This is a genomic window from Bacillus sp. ISL-75 (genome assembly GCF_018613095.1).
Genome location: NZ_JAGGQX010000001.1, coordinates 107663 through 120628, shown reverse-complemented (window position 1 = coordinate 120628; position 12966 = coordinate 107663). Strand labels below are relative to the sequence as shown.

The following is a 12966-nucleotide window of genomic DNA, read 5'->3' as shown; positions in this document are numbered from 1 at the left end:
GTTACGTTGGCTTAGTTTCTTAGTTAAAACTAAAAGTTTTGTTTGTTTGCACGATTTTGTTTGTTTAGTTTTCAAAGAACAAATCTATTATTCTTGTTTATCATCCAATCAAGTGATTAGCGACTCTTATTATTCTAGCATAACACTTTTTTAATGTCAACTTCATTCGAAATAATTTCTTACATCTCTTAAACTAGTTATTCCGTAGCAGCGACAATGAATATCATACTACCCCATCACTAATTCGTCAACCATTTCTTTTCGATTTTTTATAAATAGGCTGTGTTAAACTTGGATGTTGATTTCCGCATCAGGCGCTTCGCTTTCCGCGGGCGGTCCGGGGGCCTCCTCGGCGCTATGCGCCTGCGGGGTCTCCCCTGCCCCGTCCTCCCGCAGGAGTCTTCGCGCCTTCCGCTCCAATCAACATGTGCCAAAATCAACAATGATCTTTAACATAGCCATAAATTAAATAGCACTTTGTAATGGGAAAATCAGAAAAGATTATTGAATAGGTTTAGATAACAATTAATAGGAAAAAATACTTAGTATTCCGTTCTTATCATAAAGGAGATGACTATAAATGATTATGAAAAAAGACGATGAAAGTGGATTGGTTACTCCTGTGGAACAAGAGCAAAATCAATCGGTTTTGGATGAGAAATTGCCTGAATTTGATGTGATTGGAACCGCACTTAACGATGTTTAATTCGAAAACCCTTTGCAAAAGGAGAAATGCTCTCATTATGCAAAGGGTTTTTTACCTTTTTATTGCTCTTAAAATGATAGCTTCCCCGACGAAAGAGATAATTTGATTATCTATTATGATAATTTTAAATTTCTCTTTTACTTTCGGGGATGCACTAAGAATGAATTGAGTTAATTTATCCTTTTCATCTTCAGGTAAGTTCATGCGATTACACCATGGTTCGTAATGGAAGGTTTTTTCAAAGCGGTGCCATTCAAAAATTTCAAAACCAGAAATTTCAAGCATCCGGAGCCATTCACTCTTCTTCCAAGCCCGGAAATGACTGTAATCCCGCCATTTTTCGATGGTATTATAAAATAGATCATAGTCCTCTTCTTCTGGAACGACATTATCATCAAGTAAAAACTGACCTGATGGCTTGAGAACGCGGTGGACTTCATCAACAAACTTATTTACATTTGGAAAATGATGTGGAGCAATCCGGCAAGTTACAATATCAAATACTCCCTCAGAAAAGGGAAGAACTTCTGCATCCCCTATGATAAACTCGACATTTTGATGTCCATTACCTATGATATATTTTTGAGCTGCGGCTAACATTTCTGGTGTCAAATCTAATGCCGTTACTTTTTTTACACAAGATGCAAAAGCATTGGCAGCATGGCCGCCGCCCGTGGCAACATCCAATAATTCTTCTTCACCGGTCGTCATCGCCATTTCTAAAAGCTTTTGTAAGTCATTGCCATCATTGTGGATAGCACTACTAACATAGGAATCTGCACTTTTTCCAAACTGTTGTTGTACATCCTTTTTGATATCCATGTCATTTCCCCCTCCGTGACTTCTATTTAATAACTATAAAGCAGTTACTTCATAAAGAAAATGACAGGTATTTTATGTTTTACAATAAGAAAAACTAATCGGATTTATCAATCCATTTCAAGAATTACCGGGCAGTGGTCACTCCCCATCACATTGCAATGAATATCCACATTCTTGAGTCGTTCCCGCAATCTTTCAGAAACAATAAAGTAATCAATCCGCCAGCCAATATTTTTTTCCCTGACTTTTGCCATGTAGGACCACCAGGTATAAGCACCTTCCTGCTCCGGATTAAAATGACGATAGCTGTCAACAAAGCCTTCAGCAAGTAAAGAGGTCATTTTCCCACGTTCTTCTTCCGTAAACCCGGAATTCCCATTATTAGATTTTGGATTTCGCAAGTCAATTTCCTGATGGGCGACATTCAAATCCCCGCATAAGACAACGGGTTTCAGTTCATCTAATTCTTTCAAATGCAGTAGGATCCGATCCTCCCAGTCCAAACGGTAGTTGATTCTCGCTAAATCTCTTTGTGAATTAGGGGTATAGACATTAACTAAGAAAAAGTCGTCAAACTCTAATGTAAGAATTCGTCCTTCCCCTTCAGTCTCATCCGTTCCTACCCCATATCGAACAGAAAGCGGTTTGTTCTTAGTAAACACCGCTGTACCGGAGTAGCCTTTCTTGATTGCATAATTCCAGTATTGGTGATATCCAGCCAACTCAAGACTAATTTGCCCTTCTTGCAGTTTTGTTTCCTGCACACAAAAAATGTCTGCATCCACTTCATCAAAATAATCCAAAAAACCTTTTTTAACGCACGCCCTAAGGCCATTAACATTCCAAGATACTAGTTTCATGTTAACTATTCCTTCTCCCTTGCTAACTTGTTATTTATTAGTGTTTGATAGGAGACATTTTATCAGTTAAGGAGGATTTGGGAAAGAAATTTGAAAAACCCCTCATAAGATGGATTATTAGTCCAACTTATGCGGGGTCACTTCACTCAGCTGCCTTTTTATATGGTATAAAATACTTTTCAGGTAATTTGCCGGAAAACAGCTTGGAAACAGAGACTATTTTTATTTTTCGTTTATTAAATTCGTCCATCGACTGAAAGACACCAATCGAACATACTTTTCCGGTTATACCTACATGCCCAATAGCAATACCTATACCTTTTATTTCAGTAACCTTCGCTAGTCTAATCATTTGTTTTCGAACATGCACTGAGGAGGATATGTCGTCTAAAAATACATCTCTTTTAAGGATGGGTACACCCAGCTCTTTGGCTATTTCGGGAAATTTCGTATTTGGACTAGTGGCACTATCGATAATAAATAATCTTCTTTCCTTAGCAACCTCAACAATTGCACGAACTATTTCTTTATTTTCAACCGCAAGTGAGCCCATATGGTTATTGATGCCTACAGCATATGGAACATCTTTTATCGCGTCCTCTACAATTTGTCTTACTTCGCCTGGTGAAAGGTCATTCGTAATTGGCCTTGGCCCCAGCCAAGATCTTTTTCCTCTTTTCGGTTCCATGGATAAATGAATCATTACTTCGATGCCATATTTATGGGCCCATTCCGCATGTTCTTTCGAGTGTTCTGTAAACGGCATGACTGCAGCCGTAATCGGAATTTCCCCTTCAAGGAAGTCACGCACTCCACCTGTTCCACCGCCGAAATCATCAATGATAATCGCGGCCTTAAGTTCTTTGGGTTCATTTTTTTCGGCCGATGTCGGTTGTTGAAATGTAAATACCATGAATGGAATAAGCATATAAATATACTTTTTCATAAATGCCCCCCAACTTTGATTTTAGAGGTTAATTTGCCCTAATTGATCATAAATTAGACAAAAAAAAAGAGAGCTGCAAGAGCCCTCCTGAGTTATCTATTCTTGATCATATACCTTTACTTCTACCATTTTATCACCATTGCGCATGGATTTTGCAGTTTCAAGCCCAGAAGTCACTTGTCCAAACACGGTATGAACACCGTTTAGATGCGGCTGTGATTCATGAACGATAAAGAATTGGCTTCCGCCAGTGTTTTTGCCTGCATGTGCCATGGATAATGCACCTGGTACATGTTTGTGAGGATTCCCTTCTGTTTCACATTTAATTGTGTAACCAGGTCCACCAGTTCCACGACCTTCAGGACAGCCTCCTTGACTTACAAATCCAGGAATAACTCGGTGGAATGTTAATCCATTGTAAAATCCTTTGTTAACCAATGATTCAAAATTCTCAACTGTCCCTGGTGCTGCTTCTGGATATAAATCAAATTCAATTTTTTCTCCGTTTTCCATCAAAAAATGACCTTTTTTCGCCATTGAAAACACTCCTTTATGTAAAAATCATTTTTATCATACACTTTTCAAAAAAGAAATGAAAGTTTGAAACACCAAATTTCTTCCTTTCAGTTATATTTCTCCTATGGTTGTGGTAATATAATAGTACCCCTTCCGAACATTCGCTTGTTGCGGGACACTTAACCACTGTACGGACGGAAGGGGCAAGGTGTAACAATTCAATTGTTGCATCGCGAAAGCCGAGACGAAAGTCTCGGCTTTTTGTATGTTAGCCTTTTTGTATAGCCATCCAAGTGTAGAATGAATAAATAATCGTTAAAAACAGCAGGTAACCAAAAAACGTGTAGAGATGTGACCAGTTCTCAGTGTGATCAAACCAGCCGAACACTTCCGTTAATTTTTCTAGAATGGACATCAAAAGACTAATAAATAAGATAAGGCCCACTTTCCCCCATTTGTTCACCTGGTTCATTATTCGCAGAAAGACGAATACTAACACAGGCAGCACCACGAGTGTAAATACAATATTGATGGAGAAAATAGTTGGCAACGGCCTCACGGGGAATCTATATATGTGTTTCCCAACAAAAAAAAGATCTAAATACGTAGCGAACAAGGAAGCCAAAAATACGGCTCCGAGGGATGGGTTAGTCCAAAATCGATATGGCTTTTTTGGCGATGGCAGCGAGCTCGAGTCGTTCAAGTGTTTTACAGTATTCATTTTTAATCTCCCCGTCAATTTTTTTATTGTCATCCATTAAATAATCCACAACACGATCATCTTCAAACCAGTCCCCTTTTTCAGCCTCCGTTTGACTTACATTCTTCCAAGCATATTCAAGGGCTGGACTATAAATTTTCCTTGCCCGCGGCCGGAGCTGACAGGCCTTTAAGCGGGTTTGATAGGCAAAGCCGGGTATTCCCTCGTTGATGTTATTAAAAATTTGCGGCCAGTAATCCTTTCTGGAGCCTGTATGAGGATGGGTTTTAGCCCATTCCAAGACTAGTTTTAAACGCTCCTTGTTTTTAAAAAGGACATCATATAATCTTTTTCCAAGTAAAATTCGTTCATTCAATGACTCAAACTGATGAAGTGTTTGCCCAGCAAGGTTTCTTTTTCCATAGGGAAAGAGGATATGGTTAAAAGAAAGCAAGTCCTGGAGAATAAATTCAAATTTATTTAACACTCCTTTTTGATAAAGTGGATTCTGAACCACCCTTTTTTCCAAATAACTCTGTTCATTTATTATCAATGCAATGGCAAGAATATAGGTTTCTTGATGAAGCCAAAAGTGATTCCAAATCGTTTCCATAAAAGTAGAAATATTTAGATAAGAACTTAAATGAAATAAAGGTTTATGTTGCTTCAAGCTTTCCCTATACAACAAAAATTGTGGATAGACGTCTTGGAAAATGAGCCAATTCCCACGCTCTAAAAAAGCAAAAAAAGTTTCTCTTTCTTTTTTCGAGAGTAAACGGGTGAGAAATTCTCCTTTCAGGTCGGTCATATTCCAGCCACCGTTCCGGGAGACCATATGCCCGAGAAAAGCCCAATGGATTTCAGGGAAGTGAAGATAAAAGTCAAGGTATGCCTTCGTTCTAGTGACATTATTTAAGTTATGCTCCTTTGTCTCAGTCTTTATCTGTTCTAAAAGGCTCGCTTCCCCTCTCGTTATTTTTGGCGGCAAACTTGATTGTTTGCCCTTCATTTTTAATTCTTCCCTTATATATTCCAGTGGTGACTTCTCGCGATTTCTCTTAAAAAATATGGCACATTACCTCCTTTGCGTATTCTCCTTCCACCTATGGAATATGTATGAATGAGAATAATTTTCTGGGAGAGGAATGAGTACTTACTTATGAGCAATACAAAAAAAAGCATCGATTGGATAATTAAGAAGCTTCGGAAAGACCAATCTCCCAATGGATCTTGGAATTACCCCTTTGAAACAGGACAGTCAACAGATGCCTATATGATCATTTTATTGCGGACATTGGAATTAAATGATGAAGAATTAATTCAAGGCTTGGTTTCGAGGATCTTTAGTAAACAGGGTGAAAATGGAGCATGGAAGCTTTATTATGATGGAGGCGAAGGGAACCTCAGCGCGACCGTGGAAGCTTATTACGCCTTGTTATATTCGGGATATGTTAAGAAGGATGACAAACGATTGCGGGCTGCAAAAAGATTTATTGTCTCCAAAGGCGGCTTAGAGGAAGTTAGTATCTTTACAAAAGTGATGCTTTCTTTAACCGGTCAATATATATGGCCAGATTTTTCTCCTCTTCCTGTTGAATTCTTACTCTTGCCACACTACTTTCCGATTAATTTCTATTCCTTTTCTGTCTTTGGCAGAGCCAATCTTACTCCGATTATTCTTCTCGCCGACAAAAAGTTTTTTATTAAGACAAAGAAAAGCCCTAATCTTTCAGAACTACATCTACACCGTAATCAGGAAAAACCTTGGTTTCGATCTGCTGAATATCGTTCCTTGTTGTCATTTATCGAGGAGGGAGTTAAAAGATTAATGGGTCTACCCGAGCAGCTCCATCAGCTAGCGATAGAACGGGCCAAAAAATATATGTTGGACCACCTTGAACCAGATGGCACCTTTTACAGTTACTACAGTAGTACCTTTTTAATGATATTTGCCCTACTCTCCCTAGGATATAAGAAAACGGATCCGGTGATATCAAAGGCCGTGAAAGGTTTGATTGCAATGAAATGCGATATCAACGGAAGCCCCCATATGCAGTACACCACAGCGAATGTCTGGAATACTTCTTTGATTGGTTATGCCCTCCAGTCAGCTGGTGTTTTAGCAGACGATCCAATGGTCATGAAGGCCAATCGTTACCTGTTAGACCACCAGCATCATAAATTCGGGGATTGGGTAATTCATAATCCAAAGACAATGCCCGGCGGCTGGGGGTTTTCTGATGTAAATACGATGCATCCGGATGTCGATGATACAACTGCCTCGCTCCGTTCTATTTCAAGAATTGTTCCGCATGAAAGACATGCCTGGGACCGAGGTCTGAGTTGGCTTTTATCCATGCAAAATGACGATGGAGGCTGGGCAGCGTTTGAAAAGAACATCAATACAAAGTTATTCGAATTTCTCCCAATTGAAAAAGGCGAATTCTTACTAACAGATCCTTCTTGTGCAGACATCACAGGGCGAACCTTAGAATTTTTGGGGAATTACACGAATTTATCAAGAGACCACAAAGCGATCAATAAAGGGGTTAACTGGCTTTTGAAAAATCAACTGAAGGATGGTTCTTGGTATGGAAGATGGGGGATTTGTTATTTATACGGAACTTGGGGAGCAGTAACCGGTTTATTAGCCTCACGGGTCCCTACTAGTCATACAGCAATCCAAAAGGCTGTGAATTGGATACAAGGGATTCAAAATGAGGATGGCGGCTGGGGAGAGTCATGCCATAGTGATAGCGAAAAAGCATATGTGCCATTACGAGCAAGTACATTAACGCACACAGCTTGGGCACTTGATACCCTGCTAACCACGTCAGAAAAACCAACCATACAGATTCGAAAGGGGATTTCCTATTTAATAGCGTCACTTGAAAAACAAGATTGGACCACTAATTATCCAAAAGGTCAAGGGATGGCCGGTGGTTTTTACATTCACTATCACAGCTATCGCTACATTTTCCCTCTCATGGCTATGTCACATTATCATAAAAAATTCGAGTCGTAAAAAGAACAAAACATCGACGACATTAGTTTAATTTCCGTCGATGTTTTATTGTGTTAGGATCGGGACAAGCCCTTTATAGATATCAACAATTTCCTCCATTTTTATTCGAACCAGACCACTTGAAGAAGGTGCAACGAAATCAACCACTCCAGGTACAAATCCGTTAGGTTGCTTCCCCCACTGAATCACTTTTAAACCACTATATTGCTGGTAAACTCCCTTTCCAACAAAGCAAACTACTTGTGGCTTTAACTGTTCGACCTTTGTCTTTAAGATTTCTCTGCCCTCCACGTACTCTTCTTTCGTAATTTCATCCGCTGCCTTTGTCGGCCTTTGAACGATATTTGTAAAGCCATATCCTAAATCTAAAAGTTTCGCATCTTCAGTTGCGTCATATTTCCTCGGCGTTAACCCCGCTTCATACAAGATCCTCCAAAAACGATTGTTAGGATTAGCATAATGATGCCCTAGTTCACTAGAGCGAATGCTTGGATTAAAGCCAACAAATAAAACCTTTAAATTTTCCTTGAGATGATCACTGATGGGTTTCATAAAAAATCTCCTTATTTACCTAGCCTTTTTAGATTTACCAATTGTTCCATCGTTATGTAATATTTACTTTATTTAGTTCCGCTCAATGTTAATAGTGGTAATTATACTTGCTAGTAGTCCAACAATCGCAACTATGATTAGCGAATAAAAAAGTTTCACATCCTGAAGGAGAAAGAGACCGGTAATAATGATAACAGCATCCATCGCAAACATAATGACGCCAACATTCACTTTTGACCATTTGGCAATGATTAGTGCTAGCAGGTCCATACCGCCTGGACTAATATGATTTCTAAGCATTACCCCAACCCCACTCCCAATAATCACAGCTCCTACAATAACTCTGTTAAGGATGGGTAGATGAAATATTCCATTTAAAGGCATGAATAATTCAATCATAAGACCGGTACAGAGCGCCCCTATTACACCATTGATAAAATAAATAGGGTCAGATTTAAAGGCGAACATATAAACGGGGATATTAAGAAAGATAAACGTGATTCCGGTTTTAAAACCCCATATATATTTTAACAACAGGCTAATACCTAAAAATCCTCCATTAATTAAATGCAAAGGAAGAATAAACCCGTTAATGCCAATCCCAATCATGGTACTCCCAAATCCGATTATAGCCAATTTTTTCACCATGTGATCATCCCTTGTCCAAGTTCTTTACTACCACTAATATGAAAGATAGTGGTACTTCATTCAAAGGGATTTTCTTTTAACCCCAAAAACCGAAAAAACGGAGACGCAAAGGACTCCGTTTTTTAAGCAATCGCTGTTCGATTTGGTTTGGATTTTCGGGCTTGTTTTACTAAGGAAACTAATATCGTTAAAATGGGTAAAATCCATAAAAATACCGCAAATGGCAGATAATCCATAATCGGTATACCAACGATCGTGCTGCACATGATGGCGAGAACACTCCACGGGACCATCCCCGGAAACAGCATCGTCGAATCCCCCATCACTCTAGCTAGCTCTTCTTTTCCATAGTTACTGACCAATGAGGAAGGAAGGATCTCCCTGTTAGAATAATGGGCAGGGTTTGATAAAATGCAAGGCGATTTTCACCATTTGCTGAATGGTACCTGATAAGTACCAAGATGGCAGCAAGAAACTAACCAAGAAAAGAATTAAGATGACAATTTTCGTTTTATTCACACCCAAAATACTAATATGTAGAATTTGTTTTATCGATATCTCTTTTTTCTTTGCTAACCAAACAAGCATGAGGTAGCCTGGAAAAAAACCTGCCACAAGTGGGTGATGAAAGATAACTGACCAAACCACCCCTGTCAATGTCACAATCAGAAGTAGCAACACTTGTTTTAAAGAAAAATTAATAACCATAAGAACCCACCCTTTGTTAAAGAAACATCTCTTATTATAAGGAAAAGTTCTGCTTCCGAAAAGCTATAATTTTAACAAAAAGAGCCGCAAACTGGCGGCTCCATTGTTAGGCAAAGGTAGTATAAACACTTTCACACTCTGCCGCAGTCGGTTGATAAAAACAGTGAAGTTTAAACCTAGCTACAAAAGGTTGATTATACCAAGTTTGCGGGCAATCTCCCTGTGGCTTAAAATACCAAAGGCTGAATTTTGCCGGCCAATACCTTTCACCATTAATGACTTTTTGTGCCAAACGCTTTTCTGAAGTCCTAGCTCGTTGATAAAAATATCCTTTTGTCGTCGCTTCAAATGCATGTGGTTGATATACCATTTGCGGTATGGTTCGAAGACCTTTAAAATCGGAGCAGTTTGCAAGAAGCCGATTTATTCCTACGTTTCCTACAAGGAGCATTCCTTGCGTTCCTTCCCCTTCAGCTTCGGCTCTAAGTAATCGAGCCATAAGATCAATATCTGATGAACTTGCCTTCACAACTGCCATCACGTCACCCCCAATTTTGTTGCTTTATATCTTATTCCTCAAGGAGGGTTGTTGTCATATATTTTATGAATACACAAATTAGCGAAAACCGAAGAAAAAATGCTCCGAAAACTTTCCGCCAACCCGCTTAATGAAGGTACTTTTTACGTGAACCGAGCCTTTTTCGGTAGACAAACTTTCTAAAATCATCCTCCTTTAGATTCCCATCATAAACTAAAAAAAGTAACGATTGATATTCTGGATATCGCTCCATGACGAAAAGGGCGAACTCCTTCCGTTCGCCCTTTTGTTTCAATTTAAACTCTTTCTGGTTAATAATATCTTCAATCTTCTTTTGGTAAAATGCTTTCGTATCTTCCCACTTTTCCTTTCGATTCTCCAAAACATCTCGGGCATATTCAGGTAATTTCTCAATCACAAGATCAATATAGCCTTCAGACCACATAATCATTTTATCCTTTTCAGGGAGTTCAAAGACCATATTCATCAACTCAAGATCATCCACTGTATCGTTTGCTGCATATTTCCCGACCCGATTCATCTTGCTATTCACCTCTTGATTGTAGGGTTAAACTTCTTCTAGTGTATTTTCAATATCATAGCTCTTCTTCTTGTTCTCTAGCCAGGTTGTGTACTCAGAATCGATTTTCTGATCAACTAAAGTTTCTTTAATTTCTTCCTTACTGTCATTATAATTTGCTTCTCTCGCCTTCTTTTTAGCCTCCACTTTAATAATATGATACCCATATTCAGTCTTTACTGGCTTACTTACTTGGTCCACTGCCAGTCCAAAAGCCACATCTTCAAATTCAGAGACCATTGTCCCTTTGGCAAAATATCCAAGGTCACCGCCTGAATCCTTCGTGCTATCATCGGTGGAATAATCTTTGGCTAACTCCGCAAAATCCCCGCCATCGTTGAGCTTTTGTTTGACCTCATTAGCAGTTTTTTCATCGGGAACCAGAATATGACTTGCTTTAATTTGCTCTGCTTCGGCAAACGAATCCTTATTTTCATCAAAATAGGTTTTCATTTCCTCCTCGGTAATTTCTATTTGAGGCTCCAGTAATTGTTTGATGGTCAAATAATTTTTTAGATCTTGTTTAAGAAAAGCCAAAGTAGTATTGTTGCTTTCAAGCGCCTGTTTAAATGCTTCTTCGCCGCCATAAGAGGCTTTCAGTTTTTCAACCTCTTTATTCAGGATACTATTAGTAATATTTACATTTTGTTTTTTAGCCTCAGCAGCCACAATTTTATCGCCAATTATTTTATCAACTGTGGCAGCACCATACTGTTCGACCATTTCACTATAAAGATCATCTTTGCTAATTGCTTCACCATTAAACTTTGCGACCGTCTCATCCTTCTTTAGGGCGAAACTTAGCGAGATACCCATCGTAATTAATAACACTAGTATGATTAGAACAGTCTTTTTATTTTGCTTTAATAAGGCCATTTTTCTAGCTACTCCCTCCCATTATTCCGACAGTTTTACAATTACCGTCATTTGTTTTCCGTCGCGGTAAACACCAAATTTTATTTCAGCGCCTTTGCTAACTTTTGTATATAAATATTTTCTTAAATCTGAAGAACTGGTAATCTCCGTTCCATTCATAGAGATAATAATATCCTTTACTTGCAGCCCAGCTTTTGCAGCTGCTGAGTTAGGCTCAATGTTTGTCAGCATAACACCTTTTGTTGAGTTATTCGGCATGTTTTGCCAGTACATTTGTGGCACTTGATCAAGATCTGCAAGTCCTACCCCAAGATATGGACGGTCAATTTTACCGCTTTTAATTAATTGATTCACAATTGGAATGAGGTCATTACTAGGAATCGCAAAGCCTAATCCTTCGACACCACTCTCAGAAATTTTCAAACTATTGATCCCAATCACCTGCCCTTGTGGGTTAATTAACGCACCACCACTGTTCCCTGGATTGATCGCTGCATCTGTTTGAATGACATTGGTGTCCCAATTTCCTGCTGATGTTGTGATAGCAATGCTTCGGTTCGTTGCACTGACAATACCTTGCGTGACTGTCCTTGAGAGATCAAGTCCGAGCGGGTTTCCAATCGCATAAACCTGGTCGCCAGGGCGGAGTGTGGACGAATTACCAAAATCAGCAGTTGCCGTCACGTATTTAGCGTCAATTTTTAAGACCGCAAGATCCGTTAAGGCATCTGTGCCAACAACTTCTGCGGTCGCCTTTTCACCGTCAAACAAAGATACTTCAAGTTTCGAAGCCCCTTCTACTACGTGGTTATTGGTGACAATATACGCCGTGTCATTATTTTTTTGAAAAATAACTCCCGAGCCAGATCCGCTTTCCACACTTTGTGATGAGTTAGGGTTTCCATAAAAATTATTCTCTTGTTGCTGATAATTAACGATCCCGACAATGGCTTTTGATATTTTTTCAACCGTATCCGCAATCGAATTAGAAGATGCAGCTGATGGCTGAGCCACCACTGGTTTGACAGATGTTCCTTGTTGAGAACTTATTGCCCCTTGATTCTCCACCTTCGGAAAATGATTTTTTATGTAGTCTGTATGTGGCAGAATCGCTAATGTCAATACAGACCCAATTACCCCTGCGGCAAGTGTGGAGGCAAATCCTCTTACATTCCGTTTTTTCTTATACTTTTGATCCACTTGGCTATTCGTACGCGTTTGATCCATTTCTAGAGGTAATGTCGCTTCTGTGGTAGGGTCGACTTTAGTTGGTTCTTCTTGATCGTCATGATTGACAAAATCCTTCGTCTCCACTGTTACGGTCGCATCGACAGCATGCGAATTTTCTTCAGTATGGCTGAAATTGATTGTATCCGTTGATTGTTCTTCAGCTTTTGTATTTTCAGTCATCTCAGATGAATTAGGTTGATTTTTTTCGAATTCATTTTCATTTTTTAATTCCATCTCACTCAATCTCCTTTATGGATTT

Annotated in this window: 16 protein-coding genes; 2 read left to right on the top strand and 14 right to left on the bottom strand. The window is 39.1% G+C overall.

Annotation, left to right across the window (positions count from 1 at the left end; genetic code table 11):
- The first annotated feature begins 580 nt into the window (after positions 1-580).
- A complete protein-coding gene (locus J7E63_RS30045; protein WP_285289904.1) occupies positions 581-706 on the top strand; it encodes a hypothetical protein in 126 nt (41 codons plus the stop codon).
- A 51-nt stretch (positions 707-757) separates the two neighbouring features.
- Here the strand turns inward: J7E63_RS30045 and J7E63_RS00650 are convergent, their stop codons facing one another.
- The 6 genes from J7E63_RS00650 to J7E63_RS00625 form a co-directional block, all read right to left on the bottom strand.
- Positions 758-1528 (bottom strand): class I SAM-dependent methyltransferase, encoded by a 771-nt coding sequence (locus tag J7E63_RS00650; protein ID WP_215009848.1) that lies wholly within the window; start codon positions 1526-1528, stop codon positions 758-760.
- A gap of 107 nt (positions 1529-1635) precedes the next feature.
- Complete coding sequence (locus tag J7E63_RS00645; protein ID WP_215009847.1) at positions 1636-2388, bottom strand: exodeoxyribonuclease III; 753 nt, start codon at positions 2386-2388, stop codon at positions 1636-1638.
- 142 nt (positions 2389-2530) lie between these two features.
- On the bottom strand, positions 2531-3334 hold the full coding sequence (locus J7E63_RS00640; protein WP_215009846.1) for a divergent polysaccharide deacetylase family protein: 804 nt from the start codon (positions 3332-3334) through the stop codon (positions 2531-2533).
- A gap of 96 nt (positions 3335-3430) precedes the next feature.
- Entirely contained in the window at positions 3431-3871 is a 441-nt protein-coding gene (locus J7E63_RS00635; RefSeq protein ID WP_088088526.1) for a peptidylprolyl isomerase, read from the bottom strand.
- A gap of 247 nt (positions 3872-4118) precedes the next feature.
- On the bottom strand, positions 4119-4571 hold the full coding sequence (locus J7E63_RS30040; protein WP_285289903.1) for a CBO0543 family protein: 453 nt from the start codon (positions 4569-4571) through the stop codon (positions 4119-4121).
- On the bottom strand, positions 4498-5559 hold the full coding sequence (locus J7E63_RS00625) for a DUF2515 domain-containing protein (RefSeq protein WP_215009844.1): 1062 nt from the start codon (positions 5557-5559) through the stop codon (positions 4498-4500). The genes J7E63_RS30040 and J7E63_RS00625 overlap by 74 nt, the downstream gene beginning before the upstream one ends.
- Positions 5560-5709: 150 nt before the next feature.
- Between J7E63_RS00625 and shc the strand changes: the two genes are divergently transcribed.
- Positions 5710-7575 (top strand): squalene--hopene cyclase, encoded by a 1866-nt coding sequence (gene shc / locus J7E63_RS00620; protein ID WP_215009843.1) that lies wholly within the window; start codon positions 5710-5712, stop codon positions 7573-7575.
- Positions 7576-7620: 45 nt separating this feature from the next.
- On the opposite strand, the gene J7E63_RS00615 is transcribed toward shc, so the two are convergent.
- The 8 genes from J7E63_RS00615 to J7E63_RS00580 all read right to left on the bottom strand — a co-directional run bounded on the left by J7E63_RS00615 (position 7621) and on the right by J7E63_RS00580 (position 12941).
- Positions 7621-8127 (bottom strand): mismatch-specific DNA-glycosylase, encoded by a 507-nt coding sequence (locus J7E63_RS00615; protein WP_215009842.1) that lies wholly within the window; start codon positions 8125-8127, stop codon positions 7621-7623.
- Positions 8128-8199: 72 nt separating this feature from the next.
- Complete coding sequence (locus J7E63_RS00610) at positions 8200-8775, bottom strand: YitT family protein (RefSeq protein ID WP_215009841.1); 576 nt, start codon at positions 8773-8775, stop codon at positions 8200-8202.
- A 122-nt stretch (positions 8776-8897) separates the two neighbouring features.
- Positions 8898-9137, bottom strand: coding sequence for a Na+/H+ antiporter NhaC family protein (locus J7E63_RS00605; RefSeq protein WP_251033288.1), 240 nt, complete (start codon positions 9135-9137; stop codon positions 8898-8900).
- Between the two features lie 22 nt (positions 9138-9159).
- Positions 9160-9483, bottom strand: a complete 324-nt coding sequence (locus J7E63_RS00600; RefSeq protein ID WP_215009840.1) for a hypothetical protein — start codon at positions 9481-9483, stop codon at positions 9160-9162.
- Between the two features lie 106 nt (positions 9484-9589).
- Positions 9590-10021 carry a cell wall hydrolase gene (locus J7E63_RS00595; protein ID WP_215009839.1) on the bottom strand — a complete coding sequence of 144 codons (432 nt, stop codon included), beginning with the start codon at positions 10019-10021 and terminating at the stop codon, positions 9590-9592.
- A gap of 127 nt (positions 10022-10148) precedes the next feature.
- Complete coding sequence (locus tag J7E63_RS00590) at positions 10149-10562, bottom strand: hypothetical protein (protein WP_215009838.1); 414 nt, start codon at positions 10560-10562, stop codon at positions 10149-10151.
- A 27-nt stretch (positions 10563-10589) separates the two neighbouring features.
- On the bottom strand, positions 10590-11477 hold the full coding sequence (locus J7E63_RS00585; RefSeq protein ID WP_215009837.1) for a peptidylprolyl isomerase: 888 nt from the start codon (positions 11475-11477) through the stop codon (positions 10590-10592).
- Between the two features lie 21 nt (positions 11478-11498).
- On the bottom strand, positions 11499-12941 hold the full coding sequence (locus J7E63_RS00580) for a S1C family serine protease (protein WP_215009836.1): 1443 nt from the start codon (positions 12939-12941) through the stop codon (positions 11499-11501).
- Positions 12942-12966: the final 25 nt, after the last annotated feature.

Excerpts from the sequence above, each read along its gene's own strand:
- J7E63_RS00600 (WP_215009840.1), bottom strand. The coding sequence starts at position 9,483 with ATGGTTATTAATTTTTCTTTAAAACAAGTGTTGCTACTTCTGATTGTG.
- J7E63_RS00650 (WP_215009848.1), bottom strand. The coding sequence starts at position 1,528 with ATGGATATCAAAAAGGATGTACAACAACAGTTTGGAAAAAGTGCAGAT.
- J7E63_RS00645 (WP_215009847.1), bottom strand. The coding sequence starts at position 2,388 with ATGAAACTAGTATCTTGGAATGTTAATGGCCTTAGGGCGTGCGTTAAA.
- J7E63_RS30045 (WP_285289904.1), top strand. The coding sequence starts at position 581 with ATGATTATGAAAAAAGACGATGAAAGTGGATTGGTTACTCCTGTGGAA.
- J7E63_RS00640 (WP_215009846.1), bottom strand. The coding sequence starts at position 3,334 with ATGAAAAAGTATATTTATATGCTTATTCCATTCATGGTATTTACATTT.
- J7E63_RS00615 (WP_215009842.1), bottom strand. The coding sequence starts at position 8,127 with ATGAAACCCATCAGTGATCATCTCAAGGAAAATTTAAAGGTTTTATTT.
- J7E63_RS00625 (WP_215009844.1), bottom strand. The coding sequence starts at position 5,559 with ATGAAGGGCAAACAATCAAGTTTGCCGCCAAAAATAACGAGAGGGGAA.
- J7E63_RS30040 (WP_285289903.1), bottom strand. The coding sequence starts at position 4,571 with ATGAATACTGTAAAACACTTGAACGACTCGAGCTCGCTGCCATCGCCA.
- J7E63_RS00595 (WP_215009839.1), bottom strand. The coding sequence starts at position 10,021 with ATGGCAGTTGTGAAGGCAAGTTCATCAGATATTGATCTTATGGCTCGA.
- J7E63_RS00585 (WP_215009837.1), bottom strand. The coding sequence starts at position 11,477 with ATGGCCTTATTAAAGCAAAATAAAAAGACTGTTCTAATCATACTAGTG.
- J7E63_RS00580 (WP_215009836.1), bottom strand. The coding sequence starts at position 12,941 with ATGGAATTAAAAAATGAAAATGAATTCGAAAAAAATCAACCTAATTCA.
- J7E63_RS00635 (WP_088088526.1), bottom strand. The coding sequence starts at position 3,871 with ATGGCGAAAAAAGGTCATTTTTTGATGGAAAACGGAGAAAAAATTGAA.
- J7E63_RS00590 (WP_215009838.1), bottom strand. The coding sequence starts at position 10,562 with ATGAATCGGGTCGGGAAATATGCAGCAAACGATACAGTGGATGATCTT.
- J7E63_RS00610 (WP_215009841.1), bottom strand. The coding sequence starts at position 8,775 with ATGGTGAAAAAATTGGCTATAATCGGATTTGGGAGTACCATGATTGGG.
- shc (WP_215009843.1), top strand. The coding sequence starts at position 5,710 with ATGAGCAATACAAAAAAAAGCATCGATTGGATAATTAAGAAGCTTCGG.